Origin of the sequence: Cupriavidus pauculus (genome assembly GCF_002858765.1) — a bacterium.
Classification (GTDB): Bacteria; Pseudomonadota; Gammaproteobacteria; order Burkholderiales; family Burkholderiaceae; genus Cupriavidus; species Cupriavidus pauculus_B.
Map to the genome: position 1 here is coordinate 210,877 of NZ_PJRP01000003.1, position 26,505 is coordinate 237,381.

The 26,505-nt window shown below is 67.1% G+C and carries 24 protein-coding genes and 1 riboswitch; of the genes, 12 read left to right on the plus strand and 12 right to left on the minus strand.

The features are described from left to right. Positions 1–147 precede the first annotated feature (147 nt). Entirely contained in the window at positions 148–2,514 is a 2,367-nt protein-coding gene (locus CYJ10_RS09410; RefSeq protein WP_101681238.1) for a xanthine dehydrogenase family protein molybdopterin-binding subunit, read from the plus strand. After that, complete coding sequence (locus CYJ10_RS09415) at positions 2,481–2,942, plus strand: (2Fe-2S)-binding protein (protein WP_101681239.1); 462 nt, start codon at positions 2,481–2,483, stop codon at positions 2,940–2,942. The genes CYJ10_RS09410 and CYJ10_RS09415 overlap by 34 nt, the downstream gene beginning before the upstream one ends. A gap of 19 nt (positions 2,943–2,961) precedes the next feature. On the opposite strand, the gene CYJ10_RS09420 is transcribed toward CYJ10_RS09415, so the two are convergent. Then, positions 2,962–3,645, minus strand: a complete 684-nt coding sequence (locus tag CYJ10_RS09420; RefSeq protein ID WP_257993204.1) for a GntR family transcriptional regulator — start codon at positions 3,643–3,645, stop codon at positions 2,962–2,964. 245 nt (positions 3,646–3,890) lie between these two features. On the opposite strand from CYJ10_RS09420, the gene CYJ10_RS09425 reads away from it, so the two are divergent. From CYJ10_RS09425 to CYJ10_RS09440, 4 genes are all read left to right on the plus strand, one after another. Next, positions 3,891–5,189: an MFS transporter gene (locus CYJ10_RS09425; protein WP_101681241.1), complete on the plus strand. Its 1,299-nt coding sequence runs from the start codon at positions 3,891–3,893 to the stop codon at positions 5,187–5,189. Positions 5,190–5,301: 112 nt separating this feature from the next. Beyond that, complete coding sequence (locus CYJ10_RS09430; RefSeq protein ID WP_101681242.1) at positions 5,302–6,030, plus strand: maleate cis-trans isomerase family protein; 729 nt, start codon at positions 5,302–5,304, stop codon at positions 6,028–6,030. A 26-nt stretch (positions 6,031–6,056) separates the two neighbouring features. Further along, a complete protein-coding gene (gene hydA, locus CYJ10_RS09435; protein WP_101681533.1) occupies positions 6,057–7,475 on the plus strand; it encodes a dihydropyrimidinase in 1,419 nt (472 codons plus the stop codon). 5 nt (positions 7,476–7,480) lie between these two features. Next, the gene (locus CYJ10_RS09440; protein ID WP_101681534.1) at positions 7,481–8,218 is read left to right on the plus strand and encodes an aspartate/glutamate racemase family protein; all 738 of its coding nucleotides are present in this window, start codon (positions 7,481–7,483) and stop codon (positions 8,216–8,218) included. A gap of 60 nt (positions 8,219–8,278) precedes the next feature. Here the strand turns inward: CYJ10_RS09440 and CYJ10_RS09445 are convergent, their stop codons facing one another. Next, positions 8,279–9,982 carry an AMP-binding protein gene (locus CYJ10_RS09445; protein WP_101681243.1) on the minus strand — a complete coding sequence of 568 codons (1,704 nt, stop codon included), beginning with the start codon at positions 9,980–9,982 and terminating at the stop codon, positions 8,279–8,281. Positions 9,983–10,090: 108 nt separating this feature from the next. On the opposite strand from CYJ10_RS09445, the gene CYJ10_RS09450 reads away from it, so the two are divergent. Continuing rightward, the gene (locus tag CYJ10_RS09450; protein ID WP_101681244.1) at positions 10,091–10,432 is read left to right on the plus strand and encodes a DHCW motif cupin fold protein; all 342 of its coding nucleotides are present in this window, start codon (positions 10,091–10,093) and stop codon (positions 10,430–10,432) included. A gap of 36 nt (positions 10,433–10,468) precedes the next feature. On the opposite strand, the gene CYJ10_RS09455 is transcribed toward CYJ10_RS09450, so the two are convergent. From CYJ10_RS09455 to CYJ10_RS09470, 4 genes are all read right to left on the minus strand, one after another. Then, a complete protein-coding gene (locus tag CYJ10_RS09455; RefSeq protein WP_257993206.1) occupies positions 10,469–11,788 on the minus strand; it encodes a TolC family protein in 1,320 nt (439 codons plus the stop codon). Further along, positions 11,785–14,916: an efflux RND transporter permease subunit gene (locus CYJ10_RS09460; protein WP_101681245.1), complete on the minus strand. Its 3,132-nt coding sequence runs from the start codon at positions 14,914–14,916 to the stop codon at positions 11,785–11,787. The genes CYJ10_RS09455 and CYJ10_RS09460 overlap by 4 nt, the downstream gene beginning before the upstream one ends. Further along, positions 14,916–15,995 (minus strand): efflux RND transporter periplasmic adaptor subunit, encoded by a 1,080-nt coding sequence (locus tag CYJ10_RS09465; protein ID WP_101681246.1) that lies wholly within the window; start codon positions 15,993–15,995, stop codon positions 14,916–14,918. Before CYJ10_RS09465 ends, CYJ10_RS09460 begins: the two co-directional genes overlap by 1 nt. Before the next feature lie 87 nt (positions 15,996–16,082). Continuing rightward, on the minus strand, positions 16,083–16,511 hold the full coding sequence (locus tag CYJ10_RS09470; protein WP_101681247.1) for a hypothetical protein: 429 nt from the start codon (positions 16,509–16,511) through the stop codon (positions 16,083–16,085). Between the two features lie 70 nt (positions 16,512–16,581). After that, positions 16,582–16,724, minus strand: a riboswitch (yybP-ykoY riboswitch). Between the two features lie 232 nt (positions 16,725–16,956). On the opposite strand from CYJ10_RS09470, the gene CYJ10_RS33650 reads away from it, so the two are divergent. Together CYJ10_RS33650 and CYJ10_RS09475 are read left to right on the plus strand one after the other, a co-directional pair. Further along, positions 16,957–17,211, plus strand: coding sequence for a hypothetical protein (locus CYJ10_RS33650; RefSeq protein ID WP_146002004.1), 255 nt, complete (start codon positions 16,957–16,959; stop codon positions 17,209–17,211). Positions 17,212–17,542: 331 nt separating this feature from the next. After that, entirely contained in the window at positions 17,543–18,196 is a 654-nt protein-coding gene (locus CYJ10_RS09475; protein WP_101681248.1) for an alternative oxidase, read from the plus strand. Positions 18,197–18,237: 41 nt separating this feature from the next. Here the strand turns inward: CYJ10_RS09475 and CYJ10_RS09480 are convergent, their stop codons facing one another. Then, the gene (locus tag CYJ10_RS09480) at positions 18,238–19,446 is read right to left on the minus strand and encodes an MFS transporter (RefSeq protein ID WP_101681249.1); all 1,209 of its coding nucleotides are present in this window, start codon (positions 19,444–19,446) and stop codon (positions 18,238–18,240) included. Between the two features lie 156 nt (positions 19,447–19,602). Between CYJ10_RS09480 and CYJ10_RS09485 the strand changes: the two genes are divergently transcribed. Both CYJ10_RS09485 and CYJ10_RS09490 read left to right on the plus strand, forming a co-directional pair. Continuing rightward, positions 19,603–20,079, plus strand: a complete 477-nt coding sequence (locus CYJ10_RS09485; protein ID WP_101681250.1) for a winged helix-turn-helix transcriptional regulator — start codon at positions 19,603–19,605, stop codon at positions 20,077–20,079. A gap of 37 nt (positions 20,080–20,116) precedes the next feature. Beyond that, the gene (locus CYJ10_RS09490) at positions 20,117–20,929 is read left to right on the plus strand and encodes a helix-turn-helix transcriptional regulator (RefSeq protein ID WP_101681251.1); all 813 of its coding nucleotides are present in this window, start codon (positions 20,117–20,119) and stop codon (positions 20,927–20,929) included. Positions 20,930–20,941: 12 nt separating this feature from the next. Here the strand turns inward: CYJ10_RS09490 and CYJ10_RS09495 are convergent, their stop codons facing one another. The 5 genes from CYJ10_RS09495 to CYJ10_RS35085 form a co-directional block, all read right to left on the minus strand. Next, complete coding sequence (locus CYJ10_RS09495; RefSeq protein WP_257993207.1) at positions 20,942–21,454, minus strand: RidA family protein; 513 nt, start codon at positions 21,452–21,454, stop codon at positions 20,942–20,944. Next, on the minus strand, positions 21,451–22,311 hold the full coding sequence (locus tag CYJ10_RS09500) for a PhzF family phenazine biosynthesis protein (protein ID WP_101681252.1): 861 nt from the start codon (positions 22,309–22,311) through the stop codon (positions 21,451–21,453). Before CYJ10_RS09500 ends, CYJ10_RS09495 begins: the two co-directional genes overlap by 4 nt. Continuing rightward, a complete protein-coding gene (locus CYJ10_RS09505) occupies positions 22,304–23,287 on the minus strand; it encodes a Bug family tripartite tricarboxylate transporter substrate binding protein (protein WP_101681253.1) in 984 nt (327 codons plus the stop codon). Before CYJ10_RS09505 ends, CYJ10_RS09500 begins: the two co-directional genes overlap by 8 nt. A 186-nt stretch (positions 23,288–23,473) precedes the next feature. Next, positions 23,474–24,526: a porin gene (locus CYJ10_RS09510; RefSeq protein WP_180862878.1), complete on the minus strand. Its 1,053-nt coding sequence runs from the start codon at positions 24,524–24,526 to the stop codon at positions 23,474–23,476. A 380-nt stretch (positions 24,527–24,906) separates the two neighbouring features. Further along, complete coding sequence (locus tag CYJ10_RS35085; RefSeq protein ID WP_180862879.1) at positions 24,907–25,059, minus strand: hypothetical protein; 153 nt, start codon at positions 25,057–25,059, stop codon at positions 24,907–24,909. A 413-nt stretch (positions 25,060–25,472) separates the two neighbouring features. Between CYJ10_RS35085 and CYJ10_RS09520 the strand changes: the two genes are divergently transcribed. Then, positions 25,473–26,462, plus strand: a complete 990-nt coding sequence (locus CYJ10_RS09520) for a tripartite tricarboxylate transporter substrate binding protein (RefSeq protein ID WP_101681256.1) — start codon at positions 25,473–25,475, stop codon at positions 26,460–26,462. Positions 26,463–26,505 lie beyond the last annotated feature (43 nt).

A 26,505-nucleotide genomic window follows, 5' to 3' on the forward strand; every position in this document is an offset into this window, starting at 1 on the left:
GCCTTTAGGCCTAGGCGTGCCAGCGCCGCCTCGCGATGGCGAGCGACATTGACTAATATAGGTGATCGCAGCAGCAAGAGAATCGGGCTCGCGCGCTGACGCGCTTGCACGCTTGCGATTGCGACCAGGGCGACCAGGGGCCATGTCATGCTGACTCGTAGAACCTTTCTACTCGGCGGTGCGGCGGCGGGCGCGCTGGTGGTGGGATGGACATTGGTGCGGCCCGAGGACCGTCTCGACGCCGACCTGCCGCCGCCCGCCACCACCGGCGACGCGCGCCTCAACGGCTGGGTCGTGATCGGCGCCGACAACCGGGTGACCGTCGTCATGAGCAAGGCCGAGATGGGCCAAGGCGTGCATACCGGCGCCGCCATGCTGCTGGCCGAGGAACTCGACGCCGACTGGTCGCAGGTGCGCGTCGAGCAGTCCGCTATCGAACCCCTGTACGTCAATCACGAGAACCTGCCGCGCGGTCTGCCGTTTCGCCCCGACGATGACGGCGCGCTAGCCCATATCAGCGAATATCTGGCGCGACGCAGCGCCCGCCTGCTGGGGTCGATGGTGACGGGCGGCTCCACCAGCATCGTGGACCTTTGGCAGCCGATGCGCGAAGCCGGCGCCTCCGCGCGCGCGATGCTGTGCAGCGCGGCAGCGCGCCGCTGGGACGTGCCGCTGGAACAATGCCAGGCCCGGTCCGGGCGCGTGTTCCATGCGAAATCGGGACGCTCGGCCAGCTTTGGTGAACTGGCTGCCGAGGCGCGCGATCTGCCGCACCTCGGACACCCCACGCTCAAGGACCCGAAGTCATTCACGCTGATCGGCAAGCGCCTGGGCCGCATCGAAGCCACTGCCAAGCTCAATGGCACCGCGCGCTTCGGCATCGACGCGCTGCCCGACAACCTGCTCTACGCGAGCGTGATGATGTGCCCGACACTAGGCGGCACCCTGCGCAAGTTCGACGCGAACAAGGTGACGCACAAGATCGGGGTGAAGGGGTTCTATCCGGTCGACGCCTACCATGGCGGCACGGGCGGCGTGGCGGTGATTGCCGAGAATCCGTTCATCGCCATGCGCGCGCTGTGCGAGTTGCCCGTCGATTGGGATCATGGGGCTGCCGCCGACCTGAACAGCGATGACGTGCGCGCGGCGCTGACCCGCGCGCTGGAAACCCGCGACGGCGGCCATGCGTTCTACCGCACCGGCGACGCCGAAGCGGCGCTCAAGCGCGGCAAGATGCTGGAAATGCGCTACGAGGTGCCCTACCTGGCGCACGGTGCGCTGGAACCCGTCAACTGCACGGTGCAGGTGGACGGGCGCAAGGCCCAGGTGTGGGTGTCCACGCAGGTGCCGATGGCCGCGCGCAAGGCGGTGGCAAGCATGCTGGGCCTGCGTGCCGATGACGTCCAGATCCACCAGCAACTGCTGGGCGGCGCCTTCGGGCGACGGCTCGAAATCGACTTCATCGTGCAGGCCGCCGCCATCGCACGGCACGCGTCGCCCAACCCGGTGCAGACCATCTGGTCGCGCCTGCAGGACATGACGCACGATTTCTACCGCCCCGCCTGCATGGCCGTTTGCCGTGGCGCGCTGGACGCCGACGGCCGGCTTGTGGCGTGGGAAAGCGTCTCCGCCAGCCAGTCGATCGCCGAACAGGCGCTGCCGCGCGCGTTCGGCAAGCCACGCTTCCTGACCCGGCTGCTGCCCGACGCCACCATGGCCGAAGGTGCGTTCGACCAGCCTTACGAATGCCCGAACATGCTGGTGCACCACCATCGGGTGGAGCTGCCCGTGCCTGTCGGCTACTGGCGGTCTGTGGGCCATTCGCACCAGGCGTTCTTTGTCGAGTGCTTTCTCGACGAGATGGCGGCTGCGGCGGGCAAGGATCCCCTGGCGTTCCGGCTGGAACTGCTCAGGCAGCCGGCGCACCGGCGCCATGTGCGGGTGCTGGAGACGCTGCGCGAGCGTGCGGCATGGCGCGGGCCAGCGCAATGGAAGGATCGCGCTGGCGTGACGTTCGCACGCGGCATGGCGATGCATGAATCGTTCGGCAGCGTCGTGGCGCAGGTGGCCGAGGTAGCAGAGGTGAAGACGGAGGGTGCCCCGGGCGAGCATGGCTTCCGCGTGACGCGGGTTGTCTGCGTGGTGGATTGCGGCCGCGCCATCAATCCGAACCTGGTGGAGCAGCAAATGGAAAGTGGCATCGTGTTCGGCCTGTCGGCCGCGCTGCAGCAGGCCATCACGCTGCGCAACGGGCAGGTGCAGCAGCACTACTTCAATGAGTTTCCGCTCGTCGACATGCAGACCTGCCCTGTCATCGAGACGTATGTGCTGGACAGCGACGCAGCGCCAGAAGGCGTGGGAGAAACCGCGACCCCGCCCATCGCGCCCGCCGTGGCCAACGCCTTGTTTGCGCTGACCGGGCAGCGCCACCGCAGGCTGCCGCTGCAGCCGCCGCCTGCCGTACCGGAGGGCAACGACCCATGGTGTCAGTCCGTCTCAACGGCAAGACCGTAGACCTGAAGTCCGCAGCCGACACGCCGCTGCTCTGGGCACTGCGCTGCGAGCAGCGCCTGACCGGCACCAAGTTCGGGTGCGGCATCGGCGTGTGCGGCGCCTGCACGGTGTTGCTCGACAACCGTGCCACGCCCGCTTGCCAGTTACTGCTGAAGGATCTGCGCGGTGCGCGCATTACGACAATCGAAGGCCTGCAGGGCCCGGTCGCGCAGGCGCTGCGTGCGGCGTGGATCGAATTCGATGTGGTGCAGTGCGGCTACTGCCAGAGCGCGCAGCTCATTGCCGCTGCAGCGCTGCTCGCCCGCTGCGCGGTGCCGACAGACCTGCAGATCGATATGGCGATGCGTGACATCGCCTGCCGCTGTGGCACCTTCCCGCGCATCCGCAAGGCCATCCACAAGGCAGCCGCCGTGTGCCGGCGCGGCTGAGCGGTTGGCCGCCGAAGCGTCAGCGCCCGCGCCGCGCGTTGGCCACGCGGGCGGCCGGCTCGCCGGACTCCGCCAGCGTCAGCTCCACCACGCGCAGCACCTCGCGGGCCGTGTTTTCGGAATGCTCGCGCAGGATGTTTGCCAGGCGCGGACGCCCCGGTTCGTGCAGCGCGGTCATGATGGCCTCGTGTTCCTCGTGCGACTCCTGCCAGCGCATCAGGTCGGCATTCGCCGCGCCGCGCGCGCGATGCACCTTGCTCATCAGCGTGGCATAGATGCCCGACAGCACGGCGTTGTCGGCGCTGTCGACGATGAGTTGGTGGATTTCCTGATTGATGCGGAAGTAGTCGGTGCGACGGCCCGAATCGTGCGCGTCGATCATGGCCTGATGCTTGCGTTCGATCTTGGCCAGCGCCGCGTCGTTGATGCGCTGCGCGGCCAGGTCGCCGGCGTGGGCCTCCAGCCCGTGCAGCGTCTCGAAGGTGGCGCGCAGTTCGTCGAGGTCGAGCGGGGCCACGCGATAGCCGATGTACTGGCGATGCAGCACCAGCCCTTCGGCCACCAGCACCTTGAGCGCCTCGCGCAACGGCGTCTTCGATACGTCGAACGCATCGCAGAACGCTTTCTCGTCGATGCGCACGCCGGGCGGCAACTCGCCCTCCTGGATCATCGTGCGCAGCCGCGCCGCAATTTCGGCCGACATGCCCAGTGTGCGGAGGCGGGCGGTTTTAGGAAGCACTTGTGTCACGAACGTCACCAGAATAGGGAATCTGCACCAGTCCGAAGATTAGCACACCCAGATTGGTGCTTACCCTATGACGATATAAATCAACAACTTAGCAGCGTTGTAATTACAGATTACGTATCCTATACTCGCTTTCAGTTGCGCGACACCCAAACAGAAACGCCTCGAAAACGCAGCACCCAAGGAGCAAGGAGACCCCCGCCATGTCAACCACAAGCCAGGCCGCCACAATGACGGCCCCGCGCAGCAGCGTCCGCTGGAAGATCTTCCTGATGATGCTGTTCCTCATCGCCATCAACTACATCGACCGCGCGTCGCTGTCGGTGGCGATGCCGCTGATTGCCAAGGAATTCGACCTGAGCCCCACCATGCAGGGCATGGTCCTGAGCGCGTTCTTCTGGACCTATGCGCTGATGCAGGTGCCGGGTGGCATGCTGGCCGACAAGTACAAGCCGCGCATCGTGATTGCCTGCGCCACCGTGTTCTGGGGGGCATTCCAGGCCCTGGCCGCTGTCTGCACCACCACCACGGCCTTATTGCTGACCCGCCTGGGACTGGGCGCCGCCGAAGCGCCGATCTATCCGGCAGGAGGCAAGCTCAACGCCATCTGGATGACCCAGAACGAACGCGGCCGCGGCGCCACGCTGCTCGATGGTGGCGCCCCGCTGGGCGCGGCGCTCGGCGCGATCATCATCACGTGGCTGATTTCCGCGCTTGGTTCGTGGCGCCTGGCCTTCGTGGTGGCCGGCGTCGGCACTGTCATCGCCGGTGCCGTGGCCTGGTGGTACATCCGCAATTCACCGCGCGAACACGCCGGCGTCAATGAACTGGAAGCCAGCTACCTGGAAGAAGCCCACGCCACCGAACACCGCGCCGAGCCGGCCAACCTGTCGGGCCGCTCGCTCGACTTCTTCAAGTACCGCTCGGTCTGGTGCATGGCCATTGGCTGGATGTGCTTCAACACCGTCTTCTACGGCCTGCTGACCTGGATGCCGAACTACCTGAACAAGGTGCATGGCTTCGACATCAAGGCCATGGGCGGCGCCAGCTTCATCATCTTCTTCTCCGGCTTCGTCGGCGAACTGATCGGCGGCTGGATTGCCGACAAGTGGAAGGAAGCCGGCGGCCGGCCCAACGTGGTCATGCGCACGCTGTTCGGCATTGCCGCCGTGGTGGCCACGGTCTCGATCTTCTCGGTGGCCTACGTGACCAACGCCGTGGTGGTCGTGGCGCTGCTCTCGTCCACGCTGTTCTTCCTGCGCTGGTGCGGCCTGTTCTGGTGCATCCCGTCGATCCTGGGCACCCGCAACAAGATCGGCTTCCTGGGCGGCGTGATGAACCTGGGCGGCAATATCGGCGGCATCAGCGTGCCGATCATCGTCGGCATGATCGTGCAGTACACCGGTTCCTACTTCCTGGCCCTGATGTTCTTCGCGGCTGCCGGCGTTGGCCTGCTGCTGGCGTCCACGGCCATCGACTACGAAAAGAAGATCCCGGTCTGACCATCGCCGGCTGGAGGGGTCCCGCCTCCAGCGGCAACCCGAACCGCAAGACCCATATCGAAACCCGAGGCATCGCGTTCAGACGGTGCCCGAATACTCCCGAGAATTAACCATGAGCAAGCAGATTCGCCTTGGCATGCTGACGCCCTCTTCCAACACCGCGCTGGAGCCCATTACCAGCGCGATGGTCAGCGGCCTGCCCAACGTCAGCGCGCATTTCTCGCGCTTCACGGTCACCGAGATTTCGCTGCGCGACCAGGCGCTGGGGCAGTTCGACCTGGAGAAGATCCTGGGCGCAGCGCGCCTGCTGGCCGACGCCCGCGTGGATGTGATCGCGTGGAACGGCACGTCGTCGGGCTGGCTCGGTTTCGACCGCGACCAAGCACTGTGCAAGCAGATCACCGAGGCCACCGGCATCCCGGCCACCACCTCGGTGCTGGCGTTGAACGAGATTCTGGAGAAGACCGGCGCGCGCCGCTTCGGCCTGGCCACGCCTTACCTGGACGACGTGCAGCAGCGCATCATCGCCAACTACCAGCGCAGCGGCTTCGATGCCTCGGCGGAGCGTCACTTGGACCTGCATGTGAACTACAGCTTCGCCGAGGTGGAGGCAGACACCATCCGCAAGATGGTGCGCGAGCTGGCCGGCCAGAACGTGCAGGCCATCACCACGTTCTGCACCAACCTGCACGCCGCGCACCTGGCCGAGGAACTGGAAGCCGAGACCGGCATCCCGCTGTACGACACGATCTCCACCGTGGTGTGGAAGTCGCTGCGGCTGGCGGGCGTGGACACCAGCGCCCTGAAGGGCTGGGGCCGCCTGTTCCGCGAAGTCGCGTAACGGTAACGCATCGGAGACTGATGACCATGCCTGCAGACAACAATCTTGACCTGGTGATCCGCAATGCCGACGTGGTCACCGCTTCCGACCGCTTTCGCTGCGACATCGGTGTACGCGGCGGCAAGATCGTGGCGCTGGGCCACGGCCTGCCCGCCGCACGGCAGGAAGTCGACGCCACGGGCCTGCTGGCCCTGCCCGGCGGTGTCGATGGCCACTGCCACCTGGACCAGCCCATGCCCGACGGCATGCGCATGGCCGACGACTTCTTCACCGGCACGCGCGCGGCCGTGTGCGGCGGCACCACTACGGTGATCCCGTTCGCCGCGCAGGAAAAAGGCGCCTCGCTCAAGGCTGCCGTGGCCGACTATCATCGCCGCGCCGACGGTCGCGCCGTGATCGACTACGCGTTCCATCTGATCGTGGCCGATCCCACGCCGGCCGTGCTGCAGGACGAACTGCCGTCGCTCATCCGCCAGGGCTACAGCTCGTTCAAGGTCTACATGACCTACGACGACCTGAAGCTGTCGGACCGCGAGATGCTCGAAGTACTGGACGTCGCGCGCCAGAACCAGGCCCTGGTGATGGTGCACGCCGAGAGCGCCGACTGCATCTCGTGGCTGACCGACAAGCTGACTGGCGAAGGCCGCATCGCGCCGCGCTTCCACGGGCTGGCCCGCCCGGCCGTGGTCGAGCGCGAAGCCACGCACCGCGCGATCTCGTTCGCCGAACTGGTCGACGTGCCGATCCTGATCGTGCATGTGTCTGGCAAGGAAGCCATCGAGCAGATCCGCTGGGCGCAGGGCCGCGGCCTGAAGATCCTGGCCGAGACCTGCCCGCAGTACCTGTACCTGACCGCCGAAGACATGGGCCTGCCCGGCGACGACGGCTACGAAGGCGCCAAGTGCATCTGCAGCCCGCCGCCGCGCGACCCGGAAAACCAGGCTGCCGTCTGGCGTGCGCTGGCCAACGGCGTGTTCAGCGTGTTCTCGTCGGACCACGCGCCATTCAACTACGACGACCCCGAAGGCAAGAAGCTGGGCGGCGTGGCCCAGCCGTTCGACCATATCCCCAACGGCGTGCCCGGTATCGAAACCCGCCTGCCGCTGCTGTTCGATGGCGTGCAGCGCGGCAAGCTGTCGCTGCACCAGTTCGTCGAACTGACGTCGTACCGGCCCGCCAAGATCTACGGCCTCTATCCGCGCAAGGGAACCATCGCCGTAGGCGCCGATGCCGACATCGTGCTGTGGGACCCGGCGCGCAAGGTGCGCATTGCCAACAGCAACCTGCACCACGCAGTGGACTACACGCCGTACGAAGGCATCGAAGTCACCGGCTGGCCGATGACCACGTTCTCGCGCGGCGAGATGATCGTGCACAACGGCGAGTACCTGGAGCCGGCCGCAGGACGCGGCAAGTTCCTGGAAGCGGGCCAACCCGAACTGTGAATACCATGAACCTCCTGATCGTCAATCCGAATATCAGCGCGTCAGTGACCGACCTGATCGACGCCGAAGCCCGGCGTACCGCATCGGCGGACACGCGCATCACGATGGCCACGGCCAGTTTCGGCGTGGCCTATATCGAAACGCGCTTCGAGGCGCTGGTGGGCGGCTACGCCACGGCGTGCGCCGCCGCCGAACACGCGGGGAGCTTCGACGGCCTGATCGTCGCCGCGTTTGGCGACCCCGGGCTGGCCGGGCTCAAGGAACTGTTCGACGTACCGGTCGTCGGCATGACCGAAGCCGCGTTGGCCAGCGCCTGCCTGCTGGGACAGCGCTTCTCGATCATCGCGATTTCGCACCGCATTGAAGCCTGGTATCGCGAATGCGTGGCCGCGAACGGACTGTCGTCGCGGCTGGCCAGCATCCGGTCGCTGCAGTCGCCGCTGCGTGACATTGGCAGCGTGCAGGAAGACCATGCAGCCCGGCTGGAAGAGATGAGCCTGCAGGCCGTGCGCGAGGACGGCGCCGACGTGATCATCGTGGCCGGCGCCCCGCTGGCGGGCCTGGCGCGCTCGCTCCAGGGCCGGATTCCGGTGCCGGTGGTCGACGGCGTCAGCAGCGCCGTGCGGCATTGCGAATCGCTGGTGGCACTTCGCGCCGGCGGTGCCCGCGAAGGCAGCTTCGCGCGCCCGCCGCAGAAGGCCAACGCCGGCCTGCCGGCGGCCCTGGTGCACCTGCTGGCGTAGTCCTGCGCCAACCGCCTTCGCGGACCAGGCGGCCGCAGCCGCCCCAGGGGAACGCCGTTCTCAGCGGAGGTCAGGGAAATCTTCTTCCCAATACTCGTCCGGCATGCGCGAGGACTGGTCCTCGCGCTCCATCTCGCGGCGGCGGAGTTCTACCCGCCGGATCTTGCCCGATATCGTTTTGGGCAGCTCGCTGAATTGCAATCGGCGGATCCGCTTGTAAGGCGCCAGCTTTTCCCTTGAGAAGCGAAAAACCGCTTGCGCCAGCTCGGGCCCGGCGGTGTAGCCCTGGCGAACCGTGACGTAGGCCTTCGGCACACACAGCCTTACCGGATCGGGGCTGGGCACCACGGCGGCCTCGCCAATCGCCTCGTGTTCGATCAGCACGCTTTCCAGCTCGAACGGGCTCAGCCGGTAATCGGATGCCTTGAACACGTCGTCGGTGCGGCCGACGTAGACAAGGTAGCCATCGTCTCGCCGCAAGGCGATGTCGGACGTGTGATACCAGCCGTTGCGCATCGCTTCCGCCGTGGCCTTCTCGTTGTTGGCGTAGCCGCTCATCAGTCCAACCGGGCCGCTGGCCAGCGACAGGACAATCTCGCCTTCCTCAGCGGGCCGGTCGTCGGTATCGACCAGCTCGACCCCGTAGCCGGGCAGTGGCCGCCCCATGGAGCCCGGCACCACCGGCTGCCCCGGAGGATTTCCGATCTGGCAGGTCGTCTCGGTTTGTCCGTATCCATCGCGAATGGTCAGGCCCCATGCGTTTTGCACGCGCTCGATGACCTCGGGGTTCAGCGGCTCTCCCGCGCCAACGACCTCGCGCAGCTTTACGTCATAGGACGACAATGGCTCCTGCACGAGCATCCGCCATACCGTCGGCGGCGCGCAGAGCGTCGTCACGCCGCACCGCACCAGCACGTCCAGCGTGTCACGGGGAACGAAACGGGCGAAGTTGTAGATGAAGACGCAAGCCTGGGCATTCCACGGCGCGAAGATGCAGCTCCAGGCGTGCTTGGCCCAGCCCGGCGAGCTGATATTCCAATGAAGGTCGCCGGGCTGCAGGCCGATCCAGTACATCGTTGACAGGTGGCCAACCGGATAGCTCTGGTGGGAGTGCTCCACGAGCTTCGGCTTCGACGTGGTTCCCGACGTGAAATACAGGAGGAAAGGGGCCGACGCGTGCGTCACCCCGTCCGGCACAAATGCCTGCGACGCCTGACGGGCATCGCCAATGTCGTGCCACCCGCCCGCCGGGGCGCCGACCGAGATGCGCGTCACGCTTGCGTCCACCCCGTCGAACTTGCCCAGTTCAGCGCCATCCACCAGAACGAACCGGGCTCCGCCCGCCTGTATGCGTTCACGAACATCGTCGGCGGACAACTGCGTCGTGGCGGGCAGCACGATGGCGCCGAGCTTCATCGCCGCCAGCATGACGTCCCACAACTCCACCCGATTCGGCAGCATCAGCAGCAGCCGATCCCCCCGGGACACCCCCAACGCGCGCAGGTAGTTGGCCGTGCGCGACGACCTTTCAGACATCTCACTGAAGGACCACGACGTGCCGGCGTCGTCCGGCTTGTCCACGATCCTGAGCGCGGGATTGTCATTGCCCCGGGCCATGACGTCGAAGTAGTCCAGCGCCCAGTTGAAGACGCCGAGCACCGGCCAGGCGAAGTCCCGGTAGGCCAGATCGTAGTCCGTGCGGTGCTGCAGCAGAAAATCCCGTGCCGCGATGAACCCTGCGGCGCCTGACGCTACATCCTTCATCCTTGTCTCCTGTGGTGGTCCCCCAAGTGCAATCCAGTATAGTCACCGGATTGCCTCCGGGAGCCGGCACGTCCTGGCCGGAACGTGGGCACGACAGGAGACAGCAGCATGAAGATGGACGCCTTTGCATTCGGCACCACCAACTGGGCCGAGGTCGAGCCTATCGAGCATCCCGGCGAAACCGGCATGGCCTACTGGCGCACGCGGTTCTTTGGCGAGCAGCCAAACCAGATCCGCGTGCGGATGGTCGAATACTCCCCCGGCTATCTGGCGGACCACTGGTGCCAGAAGGGGCACATCCTCTTCTGCCTGGACGGCGAGCTGGAAACCACGCTGGAGGATGGCCGGAAGTTTGTGCTGACGCCCGGCACGAGCTATCAGGTGGGCGACAACGCCGAGCCGCACCAGTCCTATACGCGGATCGGTGCCAGGCTGTTCATCGTCGACTGAAGGCGAAGCGCCCGGCCTGAAGCCGGGCACCCCCGATCAAGGCGCCTCGAACCGCGACTGCTCGTGCAGTTCCAGCCGCAGCTTCTGCTGCGCCTCCAGCGCATTGACCATGGCCGTACGCGCCGCCAGCGTGGTCTCGGTCAGCCCCCGGCGCACGACCAGCAACTGGCCGATGCCGATCTCGCCGGCCACGTAGGCACGGGCCGCGCGATCCGCGGCGCTCTGGTCGAGCGTCAGCGCGGCTTGTTGGGCGCGCGCCGCCTGCTCCAGCCCCGTGACCGATCTGGCCAGCACATCGAACTCGGCCCCGGCCGTCTGCTCCACGGCGGCACGCCGGCGCGCGGCGGCTTCGGCGTCGGCCACCGCCGCCAGCGCGACGGATCGCCGATGCGCGGACCCCAGCGGCATCGAGATCGACAACCCCGCAATGCGCTCCGCCCCGCCGCGCTCGACCGTGACAAACGCCCCCACCGTCGGATCGGGCTTGCGCTCTAGGTCCGAGCGGCGGGCCGCACGGCTGGCCACCGCTTCGTCGGCAATCGCCAGCCGCACGGCATGGCTGACATCGAGATAGCGGGCCCGCGCGCCTTCGCCGAGCAGATCCCCGGCAGCCGCCGGCGGCATCGTGGCAATCTGCGGTCCGGCCGGCATGGCGACGGGCAGGCCCAGCGCCGGAAAGCGCGCCCGCAGTTCGGCTTCCGCCGCACCCTGTGTCGCGCTGGCGCCGGCCAGCGCCGCTTCAGCGCGCGCCTTTTCGGCCTGCACGATTTCCAGGTCCATGGGCGCGGCGTCGCTGGCACGCACCCGCTTGCCCGTCGACGTCACCAGATCGCCGGCCAGTGCGGCACTTCGCACCATGGCGGCGGTGGCCTGGCGCGCACGCAGCACGTTGAACCACAGTGCCAGCATCTGCTTCGACGTTTCGTGCTGCGCGTCGTCCAGCGCGATATCGCCCTGGTCGATCGTGGCATCGGCCAATGCTGCGTCCGCGTCGGACTTGCCCCACAGCCGCAGCGGCCGCTCGATGGCGACCTGCCCTTCCGCGAAATTGTCGGACGGGTCGCGAACATGGCGCCGCTGCCCCGTGGCCCGCACCACGAACTCGGCCGTGCCGGCGCGAATGCCACTGGCCCGCGCGCTAGCGCTGTCACGGCGCGCCCTGGCCGCCGCCACGTCCGGCGCAGCATCCAGCGCGGCGCGTACTGACACGGCCGTCGGCAGATAGCTTTCCTCGGTCACGGCGTGCATTTCGGGTGCCCGGGCCTCCGCGGCGCAAACGCCCGACGCCCACCAGCCGGCAACCAGCACGATGCCGAGCGTCAGCTTCAGTTTCAGTTTCTGATCATGCGTCTTCATTGTTCCTGTCCTCCCACTGCGGCAACCGGGGGATTCACTTGCGCGATGCGCTTCGGCATGCCGAAGCGCTCGAACAGCAGCGGCAACAGCAGCAGCGTCAGCGCGGTGGAGGTGACCAGCCCGCCTGACACCACGATGGCCAGCGGACGCTGGATTTCCGAGCCCGGCCCACTGGCCAGCAGCAGCGGAATCATGCCGAGCGCCGTGATGCACGCCGTCATCAGCACCGGGCGCAGGCGGTCCCTGACGCCGCGCTGCACCGCCTGCCGGACATCGATCCCCTCCTCCAGCAACGCGTTGAAGTGCGACACCAGCACCACGCCATTGAGCACGGCAATGCCGAGCAGCGCGATAAAGCCGACCGAGGCCGGCACCGACAGGTACTCGCCCGCGATGCGCAGCGCCGCGATCCCGCCGACCAGCGCGAACGGGATGTTGCCGATCACCAGCAGCGCCTGCCGCACCGAGCGGAACGTCAGCATCAGCAGCAGGAAGATGGCCACCAGCGCCAGCGGCACCACCAACCCCAGCCGCGCGGCGGCGCGCTGCTGGTTCTCGAACTGGCCACCCCAGACAATGCGCACGTCCTTCGGCATGCCGGGCAGCGCGGCCACCGCGGCACGCGCATCCGCGACAAAGCCGGTCAGGTCGCGCCCATCGACATTGACCTGCACGATGCCGAAGCGCGCGCCGTTCTCGTGGTTGATGCGCACAGGCCCGTCCACGCGGCGCACTTCGGCCAGCGACGTCAGCGGCCAGGTCTTGCCGTCGGGCGCCGTCACCATCAGGCTCGTGAAGCTCTCGGGCGTCTGCCGCAGTGCGTCGCTGCCACGCAGCAGCAGCGGCGTGCGCACCACCCCTTCCGGCACGATGCCGATGCGCTCGCCTTCCACCTGCGCACGCAGCAGCGCCTGCAGGGCATCGCCGGACAAGCCAGCGCGGCCCAGTGCCGCCCGGTCCACGGCCAGCGTCAGGTACTGCACGCCGTCATTGCTGGTGGCGATCACCTCGGCGGCGCCGGGCACCTTGCGCATCTGCTCGGCAATCGCGGTGGACGCATGATTGATGGCCGCCAGATCGTTGCCGAACACCTTGATGGCCACGTCCCCGCGCGTGCCGGTCATCATCTCGGAGATCCGCATCTCGATCGGCTGGGTAAAGCTGTACATCACCCCCGGAAAACGCCCCATGACCTTGCGGATGTCGACGGCGATGTCTTCCTTCGTGCCCCGCCATTCGGACTTCGGCTTCAGCACCAGGAACGCGTCCGTCTCGTTCAGGCCCATCGGGTCCAGGCCCAGATCGTCAGACCCCATGCGCGCGACAATGGAGCGGATCTCGGGCACCTCCGCGAGCAGCGCGGACTGCACGCGGCGGTCGATGTCGAGCGATGTCTCCAGCGACACCGACGGTGCGCGCTGCATCTGCACGATCAGATCGCCCTCGTCCATCGACGGCATGAACGTCTTGCCCACCGACGCGTAGAGCGCCACCGCAACCAGCAGCACCGCGCCGGCCAGGCCGAACACCACGCGGGCACGCTGCTGGCTCCAGACCTGCAACCGGTCGAAGCGCGCCGACACCCAGCGCATCAGGAACGGCGCGTGCTCGTCATGTGTGCGCAACAGCAGCGACGCCAGCGCCGGCACCACGGTCAGCGCGATCACCACGGACGCGCCCAGCGCCAGCACGATCGTCAAGGCCACGGGGCCGAACAGCTTGCCCTTCAGCCCTTCGAGCGACAGCAGTGGCAGGAACACGATGGCGATGATCGACACGCCGGCCAGCATCGGCACGGCCACGCTGGACACCGCATGCCGGATGATGGCGGGACGCAGCGCCGGATCGGTATGCCGCGCATGGGCGCGCGCCAGCCCCGATTCGATGTTCTCGACCACCACCACGGCCGCGTCGACGAGCATGCCCAGCGCGATGGCCAGGCCGCCCAGGCTCATGAGGTTGGCCGTCAGGCCCACGTAGCGCATCATCAGGAAGGTGGCCAGCAGCGACAGCGGCAATGTGGCCGCCACCACCAGCGCCGCGCGCAGGCCGCCCAGGAACAGGTACAGCGTGACGATCACCAGCAGGCTGGCCTCGACCAGCGCGCGCACCACGGTGTTCGCCGCGCGGGACACGAGTTCGCCCCGGTCGTAGAACACCTTCGTGGTCATGCCCTTGGGCAGGCTGGGCGCCAGTTCGTCGAGCTTGTCCTGCACGGCCTTGACGACCTTGGACGCATCGGCGCCGCGCAAGGCCAGCACCAGCCCCTGCACCGCCTCGCCCTTGCCGTCCATCGACACCGCACCGTTGCGCGTGGTGGATCCCAGCCGCACGGTCGCCACGTCGGCCACGGTGACCTGGGCCGCCTGTGCCGCATCGGCACCTGCCGACACGACGATGCGCCGCAGGTCGTCCAGCCCGCGCACGCCGCCTTCCACGCGCACCACCCAGGTTTCGTCGCCCTGCTCCACGCGCCCCGCGCCGTCGTTGCGGTTGTTGGTTTCCAGCGCCTGGCGCAACTGTTCGAGCGTCACGCCGCGCGCGCGCAGCCTGGCGGGATCGGGAATCACCTCGTAGCTGCGTACCTCGCCGCCCAGCGCATTGACGTCGGCCACGCCGCTGACGGTGCGCAGCGCCGGCCGGATCACCCAGTCCAGCACCTGGCGGCGCTCGGCCAGCGTGTGGGTATCGCTCTCGATGGTGAACATGAACATCTCGCCCAGCGGCGTGGTGATCGGCGCCAGGCCGCCCACCGCGTTGTCGGGCAGGTCGCGCATCAGCCCGGACAGCCGCTCGGTGACCTGCTGGCGGGCCCAGTACGGGTCCACGCCTTCCTCGAAATCCACGGTCACATCGCTGAGCCCGTATTTCGACACCGACCGCACGATGGTCTTCTGCGGAATGCCCAGCAGTTCCTGCTCGATCGGCGTGGACACGCGCTGCTCTACCTCCTCGGGCGTCATGCCGGGGATCTTGAGGATGACCTTGACCTGCGTCGGGGCGATGTCCGGGAAGGCATCGATGGGCAGGTTGGCATAGGCCCACGCGCCGGCAAACGCGAGCACGGCGGCCGCGATCAGCACCAGCACGCGCTGGCGCAGGGCGACATCAACGATTCTGGCCAGCATCATTGGCCTCCAACGAGCATGCCTTTCAGCGCGCCAATACCCGTGACGGCCACCCTGGCATTGGCCGGCAGCGTGCCTTGCACCGTGGCAACGGCATCGTCCGTGGCATCGACTGTCACCGAGTGATAGGCCACGCCGTCCTTGACGGCCACGAACACCCCGGCCTTGCCTTGCGTGTAGGTCAGCGCGGCCACCGGCACGCGCAGCCGGACGCTGGCCTGCCCGGATGCACCGCCTGTGGCCGTGCCCAGATGAATGACGACGCCGACGCTCTCGCCCGCCTGCAGGCTGCCGCGCGTGTCCAGCGTGGCCCGGATGCGCACCGCGCCAGTACCGTCGCTGGACGGCACCACCCCCGCCACCTTGCCGGCCGCGCCGCGCTGGCGTACCTCCACGCGCTCGCCGCCGCGGATCGCGGGCATGTCGCGGCCGACCAGCAGGTCAAGCTCCAGCGCCTCGGGATCGACGATGCGGAACAGCGCCGCCGACGCATCCACGCGCGTCCCCGGCACCGCATGGATGTCGGCGATCAGCCCGTCGCGGCCCGCCACCATGCGCGCTTCGCCACGCGGCCCCACGCCGATGCCGGCGGCCGCCATTTCGGCCTCGCGCGCCCGCACGGCGGCGGTGGCCTCGCGGGCACGTGCCTGGGTGGTCTCCCAGCGGCTGCCGGCGATGATGCCGTCGTCGTGCAACTGACGATCGCGCTTGAGCGCAAGCTGGGCCAGTTCGGCCCGCGAGCGTGCCTCGGCCAGCGCACGGCCGGCCTCGAACATTTGCGGGCTGGCAAACAGCGCCAGCGGCTGACCCTTCTTCACGGGCTGGCCGATGGCGACCAGCACCTGCGACACCATGCCTGGATACGGCGCGGCCACCACGAACTGTGCGTCGGGACGCAGCACCACGCGCGCGGTGGTGCCGATTTCGATATGCGCGGCGTTTTCGGCGGCCGCAAAGCGGATGCCCAGTGCCTGGGCCTGGGCGGCGCTGAGCGGCAGCGTGCGTGCGTGGACGGGGGCGATACAGGTCAGCGCCGATACCGCAAATGCGGCCAGCGCCAGACGACGACGGAAAGACATTCCTGACTCCGAATCAATGCGAGTGAAAGCCGCACGCCGAAGTGCTCGGGCGTGCAAGGACACCGGTTTGCCCGGTGGGAATCGCGGTCAGGGATACAGCGGAGGAGCGTGTGCGGGCGGCGGGTGGCTACTGCCACCGCGCCAGCGTAGCCGGTGCGGCGTGGCGGCACGTGCCAGCGGCCAGGCGACCCATGTCGCCAGCACCAGCAGCACGGCGCACAGGGCCAGCAGGGCCTCGATCATCGACGGATCGACATCGAGCCCCGGGCCGGCGTGGTTCAGGCCTTTTTCGACATCGATCGAGAACGGCTCGTCATCGGCGTGGGGCACGGCCGGGACGGCCTGGGCCTTGCGCTCGTCAAGCACGATCTTGAACAGGCCCGGCATCGGGATATCCAGATGGAAGCCGGTCTGGTGCGGCGTGCCCATGTGGGCATGCAGCAGCGGACCCAGGCACTGGATCACGATCAGGATCGTCAGGAAACCAAATCTGGCGAATGGTACAAGGCGCCCCATGGCGGTCGAATCACAAGGTTGGGGCTGGCGGAGTTCGCGACCAATGACTCTATCGTCCAGTGCCAGCCCCAGCCGGTGGACGTAAAGTCAAAGGTCTCGCGAAACAGGCTTCGATTGCCGAAACCGGTTGCCGGCGCCATGGCTTGTCTGGCCAAGTATGTTGACGACGGCGCCCCCGTGGGTGGAGGCAGGCTACTCCCCTAAGACGGACCGAATGCTAGCACGGCTTGACTGGCGCTGCCACCGCGCCCCGTGCCTGCCATCCGGGCGCCGTGTGCGGTACGACATGGCGCAACTTGTCAATCGGCCATTCGATGCCACACATGCCATGCCCGCACGACTGTTTGATCAGTAACACTCTGCGCAGCTGTGACACTGAATCTGCCATATGCTGGGTTGTTCAGCGTCGGACCGCAGCCTGCCAGACCCCGCACGGAGGCGACACATGCTTTATGGAAGAGCAGCCGATACCCTGCGACGAGAAGCCGTCATCGCACGCGAGATCGCGCCCGTGGATCGGCGGATCGCAATGCTTCGCCAGGACATTCGCTGGCAGCTTCACTATGCAAAAACGCAGAAGGCGCGCGGCTATCCGGCGCAGGATTACGCGCAGGTGCTGCGCCTGTTGCGGCGGACGCTGACTGTGGAAAGAGCGTACCGCGCCGCGTTGTGCAAGGCGGCGCTGGCCCGACTGCCCTGAGCCTGCCGGGCCTGACTGGCCCGTTCGCGCCTGCTGCGCACCTGCTGCGCGCCGTTTCGGTTCCGTATTGACGTGCCGCGGTTTCCCCGACGAAGCCATTCCCGGGTGCCATTTCGTTTCCCTGTCGGAAACGTACCGGCGGCAGCCCAGCTACCCCCCCATATCCCGACCAACCGGTAATCGCACAAGCCGATGTTGCAAGGCAGCAAATGGCCTTGTAGCCGTTTCTTTAAAGTTGTATTTTGAATGCATGTTTAAGAGAGGTGAACCGGCCACCCGGCTCTCCTGGATCCTCGTTATCACAACCCACGCTCATCACTTCGGAGCCATCATGCAAGCCCCCAACCACACGCCGGCAGACCTTGACGTCCACCACAATGTCTCGGGCTTCTCGGACCGCGTCGCCCTGGCCATCACCATGACGCTGCGCTTCTTTGCCGACACCTTCTTTGCCAAGCGTTATGGCAACCGCGCCATCGTGCTGGAAACCGTGGCCGCCGTGCCGGGCATGGTCGGCGGCATGCTGGTCCACCTGCGCTGCCTGCGCTGGATGGTGGCCGACGAAGGCTGGATCCGCACTCTGCTGGACGAAGCCGAGAACGAGCGGATGCACCTGATGACGTTCATCCAGATCGCCAGGCCCAACTGGTTCGAGCGCGTTGTGATCCTGCTGGTACAAGCGGTCTTCTTCGTCGCCTACTTTGTCCTGTACCTGGTGTCGGCACGTACCGCGCACCGCCTGGTCGGGTATTTCGAGGAACAGGCGGTCATCAGCTACACGCTCTACCTGGCCGAGATCGATGCAGGCCGTGTCGAGAACGTTGCCGCCCCGGCCCTGGCCATCGAATACTGGAACCTGCCTGCCGATGCCCGGCTCCGCGAAGTCGTCCTGGCCGTGCGAGCCGATGAAGTGGGCCACCGCGACGTCAACCACGGCTTTGCCAATGCTCTGACGGGCGCCGAAACCATCGGCCAGGCCGTGTAAGCGTTATCGAGCCGCTCGCCGCCACGTCAGGAAAGCCCGCCTCAGGCGGGCTTTTTGCTGGCCATCGCGCAGGCTTCGCGTCGCTCGACGCATGCCGGGGCCCTGCGCGTGGCAGCCCAGAACACCAGCGCGACGACGCTGACCGCAGCGCCGAACGCGCATACGGCCAGCCATCCGCCAGCTGCGTAGGCCGCAGTGGTGCCCAGGGCGCCCAAGCCGCTGCCCACGGCATAGAACAGCATATAGATGCCGATGAGGCGGCCCGGCGCCTCGGGGCGTGTCCGGACGATCATGCTCTGGCTTGTGACGTGCAGCGCCTGCGCCGCCGCGTCGAGCAGCACGATTCCCGCAGCCAGTATCCACAGCGACACATGGAGTTGTGCGAGCGGCCACCACGCCAGGATCAGCATCACCAGCGCCACCAGCGTCGTGCGCTGCCCGTGCCCGCCATCGACCCATTTTCCGGCACGCGCGGCGGCTAGGGCGCCGACTACGCCCACCAGCCCGAACGCACCGATGGCCGTGTGCGGCAACGAGAACGGCGGCGCGCTCAGGGGCAGGACCAGTGCACTCCAGAAGATGTTCAGCGCGGCAAACATCAGCAGCGCCAGCGTGCCCCTGACCTGCAGCGTGCGTTCCTGGCGCAGCAACGTGAACATCGACAGGATGAGTCGCGGGTAGCTCACGCGCACGCCTGGCGGCGCAAGGCGCGGCAAACGCTTCCAGAGCAGCAACCCCAACGCCACCATCAGCATCGCCGCCGCAAGGTAGACCCAGCGCCAGCCTGCCAGATCGCTGACCGCCCCGGCAAAGACCCGTGCCGTCAGCAATCCCACGAACACGCCACTCTGGGCCGCGCCGACCACCCTGCCCTGTTCGTGCACCGGCGCCGCACTGGCCGCATAGGCCAGTAGGCCCTGCGTCATCGCCGTGCCAAGCAGTCCCACCGCCAGCATGCCCGCGAACAGCGCCGGCAACGTTCGCGCGGTGGCCACGACCACCAGCGCGATGATCAGGGCCGCCAGCTGCGCACGCATCAGCCGGCGCCTGTCGATCAGGTCGCCCAACGGCACGACGAACAGCAGGGCCAGCGCGCTGCCCACCTGCGTCATCGCCACCACGCTGCCCACCACCGACTGGCCCATCTGGAAATCCCGCGCCAGGGCGTCGAGCAGCGGCTGGCCATAGTAGACGTTGGCCACGCTGAACCCGGCCGATGCGGCGAACAGCGCGACCAGCCCCTTGGCCATGCCAGGCGCGTCCGATGGCGCCCCCGTCCCCCTGCGTAATCCTTCCGACGGCTGTTCCGGTGCCATGTCGCCCCTCAATCTGGTTTCAAATAAAAACTTGTTGAATGCTAGGGCATGCAGTTTTAAAATGCAACCAGATCATTCCAGCCGATGCCCATGACACGCACCAGCCCGAAGCCTCCCGAATCCTGTCCCGTCGCCCGCTCTCTCGATGTGGTGGGCGACCGCTGGTCGCTGCTGATCGTGCGGGACGCCTTCGATGGCGTCCGCCGCTTCAGCGACTTCCAGCGCGGCCTGGGCATGGCGCGGAATATCCTGGCGGACCGGCTGCACAAGCTGCTGGAGGCCGGCGTGCTGGCATTGCAGGCGGCGTCGGACGGATCGGCCTATCAGGAGTACGTGCTGACCGCTGCGGGCGAACGGCTGTTTCCGGTAGTGGTAGCGCTGCGCCAGTGGGGCGAACGGCATCGGTTCGCGGCCGGTGAGCGCCATTCCACGCTGATCGACAAGCGCACCGGCAAGCCCGTGCCGCCCATGCAGCCGCTGGCGAAGGACGGCACGGCCATCCGGCCTGCCGATACCGAAGTCCGCAAGCTGAAGCAGGACATCGACACCGCCCGGACCGGCGTATGATCTGAGGCATCTCTCCCTGGCCGCCGGAATGCCCGCGATGACCGACCGCCCTCACCTGTCTCCCAAACTGCATCTGACCGCCACGCACGGCTTTGCGCTGCACAACAGCCGGCAGCCGGCGTTCCGGCGCGAATGGCACGAGCACGACTGCGGCATGTTGCTGTGGCCGCGCATGGGCCGGCTCAAGGCGGAGTGGGATGGCCGACGCGATACGTCGGCAGGATCGGAGACAGGGAAGACAGAGGAAACAGGGGAATTGGCGGGTCGCCGCCAGGCAGCGACGCTGGTACGCGGCGCCGCGGTGCTGCTTCCGGCGTCGATCTCGCACCTCACCGCCTCCGAGCATCGACAGCAGCAGCATGGCGAACTCTATCTGCCGCCGGACCGCATGCCCGCCCGGCGGTATGGCGCGATTCGCCTCGACGGGCCCACGGTCGCCATGCTCGAAGCGCTGCTGGCCCCCAACCTGTCCACTGCGAGTGCCTCCTGGCTGGTGCGCGCCATCGTCGAACAGATCGTCACCAGCCCGCCACTGGCGCTGCGGGCCGAACCGGCATCGATCGCCCACCGCATGGTGTGGCGCTTCACGCAGGCGCTGGAATGCGACCGGCCCCTGCCATCGATCGATGCCCTGGCCAGCGAACTTGGTGTGGCGATTCGCCAGTTGCAGCGCGCTTGCCAGATCGAATTCGGCACCACGCCCGTGGCGATCCGCCGGCGCGTACTGGCCGTGCACGCCAGGGCACTGATCGCGGCCGGGCATTCGCCCGCCAGCGTCAGTGTGCAACTCGGTTTTGCTTCCAGCGGCCATTTGCACCGGCTGCTGCGCGAGGTGCCGGCATCGGCGTAGGCGCGGCCTTCCTTACGCGTTGGCCACGATCGCTTCGACTTCGATCTCGATCCACGCACAGTCGGGCAGACTGGCCACGCCCAACGCGCTGCGGGCAGGCAGTGGCTGATCGGGAAACGCCACGCGCAACACGGCCGACGCCGCGTCCAGCACCGCCGGATGCCGCGTGAAGGGTTCCGCAGCGCGGATGAACCCGCGCAGCCGCACCACCTGGATCACGCGCGACAGCTCGCCGCCACACGCCAGTTGCAACGCCGCCAACGCATTCAGCATCGACACCTCCGCCGCTTGCCGGGCCGGCATCAGGTCCTGATCGGTGCGGCACTGCCCCACCATGGCCACGCCGCTCCGCCGGCAGACCTGGCCGGAAATTGACACCCATTGCGCATCGCCAACCGGCACGGCGCAAAACGGGGCGTAGTGGCCTTGGGGTGCCGACACCTGCGGCAGCGCCAAACCCACGGCCGCCAGGCGTGATTCGGGCGTTTCCGGCATCACCGCCATCACCGGTACCTGCGCCGTCATGGCGCGCCCCACGCGGTCTGACCACTGAGCCAGCAGCCGTCCGCCGCACCCTGATCGTCGACACGCGGCGCCACCAGGATCTCCGAGGGACTGCCCATGGCATCGCCCTGCCAGACGGCAATGGAAGGCACGGTTTCGCTGTCAAGCTTGCCTTCGCCGGCCAGGTAGCCCCACAGGGCGGCAGCGGCAATGCCGGTGGCCGCATCCTCTGGATAGCCCGACGATTTCGGAAACTGGCGCGCATGCACGATGCGCCGGCCGTCCGGTTTCGTGGCGCCGATGGCGTACGGATAGAGCCCCGTGGAGTCGATCGACTCGCAGAGCGTCTGCATGTTTGCGAAGTCCGGCTGCAGGCCATCCAGCATCGACTCCGATGGCAGCGCCACCAGCGTCTTCACACGGCTGGTGGCGGCGTTGGTCATCGTCCACGCACCCGCCGGCAAGCGCAGTTGCGCCGCCACCCGGGCACTGTCCTGTGCATCCAGAGGCTGCGTGCGCACTGCCGGCTGCGAGATCCACGCGCATTGCAGGGTGTCGTCCCACCGGGCGTGCACCACGCCGCTCAGTGTTTCGATGCTTGCCGTCGGCGTGGTCCAGTGCCCCCATTGCCGCAGCGCCCACAGCGTGCCGACGGTGGCATGGCCGCACATTTCCATCTCATGCTGGGGGACGTAGAAGCGGATGCGCCAGTCGCAGCCAATCGTGCTGGGCAGCACGAAGGCCGACTCGTGCCCGTGGGCTGCCGCCACCGCCTGCATGGCCGCCGCGTTCATGCCCTGCGCGTCGGCAACCAGGGGCACCGGGTTGCCGCCCCAGCCATCGCGCACGAATACGTGGATCAGACTGACTTCACTCACCTGTGGCTCCTACCGATCGCGCAATCGCCCCCCAATAGGGGATGTCCTTCTGTACCGCTGCCTGCAGCACGGCCGGAGTGCCGGGGCGCGCCGTCACGCCCTTGGCCGCCAGGTCGTCCACCACGGCCTTGTCACCCAGCACCTTGTTCAGCGCGGCATTGAAGCGCGCCACCACGGGTGCCGGCGTCCCCTTGGGGAACGCAATGCCGTACCACAACTGCTGCTCGAAGCCGGGCACGCCCTGGCTGGCGAAGGTCGGCACATCGGCCAGCAGCGGCGTGGGCGCGGTGGTGGCAATGGCGGTGATCTTGTGGGCCTTGATGTACGGTGCCAGGCCTACCGGGTTATCGAACATGATCTGCACCTGGCCACCGATCAGGTCCGTGTAGGCCGGCGACGCGCCGCGATAGGGCACGTGCACCAGCGGTACGCCGGCCAGTTTCTGGAACTGCTCGCCCATCAGGTGCGAAACGGTGCCCACACCCACCGAGCCAAAACTGTGCTGCGCGCGGTCGGCCTTGAGCCTGGCGAGCAATGCCTTGACATCGGTCGACTGCAACTGGTTGTTGACAGCCAGCACGTATGGCGAGGTGCCGACAAACCCGGCATAGCTGAAGTCCTTGGCGGGATGGTAGGCCAGCTTGGGATAGAGCGCCGCGCTGACCGCGTGCGTGCTGGTGGTCACCACGCCGGCCGTGTAGCCATCGGCATTGGCGCGCGCCACGTAGGCCGAGCCCAGCGTGCCGCCGGCCCCGCTGCGATTGTCGATCACCACCGGCTGGCCCAGTTCCCGCTGCAGCTGGGGCTGAATCGACCGCACCACCAGGTCGGTGCCGCCGCCCGCCGGGAACGGTACGACGATGACAACGGGCCTGGTTGGCCAGGTTTCGGCATGCGCGGCCCCGAAACAGAGTCCGGCGGCAATGGCCAGCAGGGCGCGGCACGCCGCGCGTGGCGAATAGGACAGGATTGACACGGGCTTGCTCCCTTACTCCTTGTTGGTGTGCAAGAAGTCTAGGCACGCGGTCTACGGGACTCGAACCGGAATGCGACCGGCGCCGATCCGAAATACGCCCTGCCATCATGCGGCCCCGCCCCGCGTCTAGACGCAAAAAAGGGCACCCTCGCGGATGCCCTTCCTGTCATCGCACGCAGCGCGCGATCAGAACTTGTGGCGAATGCCCATCAGCACGCCGGTCTGGTTCTTGCCCGCCACCGTGGTTCCGAAGCCGCCGGTGCCCAGGTCCGAACCGTCCTTGTTGCGGGTATAGGCCAGGTTCAGGTAGACGTCGGTCCGCTTCGAGAACGAATAGTCAGCCGAGACGATGAACAGCCACGGATCGGCGCCGGAGTTGCGGAAGTCCTGGTAGTACGCCGCGCCGGTGAGCGACCACGCCGCGGTGATGTCCCACTGCGTGCCAGCCCAGTACAGGTTGGTGGTCTGCGAGGTCGGCGGCGTCATGAAGCGGGCGTAGCGATAGCCCAGGTACGACTTGACCGAGCCGAACTGGTACGTGCCGGACACGGCGGCCTTGCGCGTCTTGTCCTGGTCCGTGGACACGGTATTGCCGTTCACTTCGTCGTACACCACCGCGACGGCCAGCGGGCCGCTTTCGTAGGCGAGGCTGCCGCCGAATTCGCGGCCGACCTTGTAATTGCCCGGCACTTCGCCGTTGACGCCCGACGTGCCGTCCGCACCGGCGCTGTACATCAGCTTGGCGCTGACCGGACCGAACTTGCCGGCGTACTTGATCGAGTTGTCAGCGCGCGACTGGAACGCGCCGTCCTGGGCACCGATCGAGTAACGCGTCGAAATGCCCATCGGGTCGTACTGCACGCCGAAGTCATACATCGCCGTCGTATGACGGCCGAGCGTCAGCGTGCCATAGGCGTTGCTCAGACCGATCCACGCCTGGCGGCCGAACAACCGGTTGTTCTGGGTGCTCTTGCCATCGTCGACGCTGAAGCCGCTTTCCAGGGCAAACACCGCACGCAGGCCACCGCCAAGATCCTCGGAACCGCGCAGGCCCCAGCGCGAGCCCGACAGGTTGCCCGACTGCATGCGGACCACCGAATTGTTGCCGGCACCCAGATGGTTGGCGTATTCCACGCCAACGTCCGCCACACCGTACAGCGTCACCGACGTCTGGGCGAACGCACCCCCGGCGAACAGGCCTGCAACGGCCGCCGCCATCCATACTGCTTTCTTCTGCATGACTTTGAGGTCTCCCCTCTCGTTGGAAAATCGTCATCGGCCTGGCAATGCCGGCCTGGGTTCTTCTTGCGCTGCCGCCACCCCGTGGCTGCGGCCTGACGCCACCTGGTCTGCAATATCATGCATACCGATGGCGCTTCGTATGTATTTGAACCAAGACAATACCTCATATAGTGACGCATGTGTCACTCACTCGGGGTTATCCCCGATAAAGCGGCGCAACAAAACCCAACGGGGCGGGGCGGTCTCGTTTTGGGAGAGGGAGGGGGAAACTGGCGTTGAGCGTGCGGCGAGGCGCTCAGCGTTCGGCGCCGCCCTCTCGAACCGGCAGGGTGCCGGTGATGGGCGGACGGCGCCCGATGGCCGTATCAGGCAGGCAGCTAAATTTCCATCGTTTCGTCGGCGCGCAGCGTCAGGACGCCTGCACCGTGGTCATCCGGTGTCCTAGCCGTGGTGTTCTTCGTGGTGATCGTCATGATGGTCGTCGTGGTGACGGTCATGGTCGTGCGGATGATGGTGGCGGTTCCATTCATCGCGCCCCCACCAGCGGCGTCCGTCCCAATAGCGGTCACCGTGCCAGCCAATGACGACAGCCGGCCCGGCGACGACTGTCGGCGCCCGCTCATAGACGTGGGCTGGTTCGACGTAGACGGGCGCGCCGCGTTCATCCACATAATCGCGCGCCAGAGCGGCGGTAGAAGCGGCGGCAGCGAGCAGACCCAGAGTAAGGCAAGTAGCGTAGTGTCGTAACATGATCCAACTCCTTGGATAAGGAACTCGATACCTTCAATCTACGGCGGCTGACGCGCATGTCCTCTGCTACCCGGGCTGAAAGACGTGTCCAACGGTGTCCTACATCGCCATACCCATATGCCGAATCGGTCGTTTGTCCGCAAGTGTGACGCGGTTAGACTGACGCCCCTTTTTGCATTCTGAAGTGTCGTCCATGGCTTTCCCGATTCCATCCCGCGTTGCACTGGCCCTCACGTTCGGCGTGGCGGCTGCTGCGGCTACCGGCAGCGCTGTTGCCGATACCTATCCCAGCCGTCCCATCCGCCTGGTGGCGCCCTTCCCGGCGGGAGGCGCCACCGACGTGCTGGCGCGACTGCTGGGCAAGCAGATGGGCGAGCGCCTAGGGCAGCCGGTGGTCGTGGAGAACCGGGCCGGTGCGGGCACGATCGTCGGGGCCAGCTATGCGGCAAAGGCGGCCCCGGACGGCTATACGCTGCTGCTCACGGCGGGCACCACCACGTTCACGATCAACCCGGCGCTGCAGAACAACCTGCCTTACGACCCGGTAAAGAGCTTCGAGCCGATCGGCTTTGCCACGCGCCTGCCCCTTGTGCTGATTGCCAATCCGAAGGCACAGATCAGCGACCTCAAGCAACTGATCGCCAAGGCCAGGGCCGAGCCGGGCAAGTACAGCTATGGTTCGTTCGGTGAAGGCAGCACCGCGCATTTCGCGGGCGAACTGCTGTGGTACAACGCCGGCATCAAGCTGGTTCACGTACCGTACAAGGGCAGCGCGCCGGCCATGAACGACCTGATCGGCGGACAGATTCCGCTGGCAATCGACACCGTCACAGCCGCCGCGCCGCAGATCAAGGCGGGCAAGGTGAAGGCGCTGGCGGTGACCACGGCGCGACGCTCCGCGCAACTGCCCGACGTGCCGACGGCGGCAGAGGCCGGCATCGCCGGCGTCGACATCGATGCCTGGTCCGTATTGGCCGCACCGCGCGGACTGCCGGCCGACGTGAAGCAGAAGCTCACGAAGGCGTTGGCCGACACGCTTGCGGATCCGAACGTGCGTCGGCAACTGATCGAAGCCGGCTTCGAGCCGCGCTATGGCACCCCCGCCCAGGCCGAGGCCCAGATCGAAACAGAACTGCCGAAAATGCGCGCCATCGCACGACGCGCCGGCATCAGCAGCCAGTAACGATGCGGTTCGCCCAGGCGGCGCCAGACTGCGGCGCTGCCTG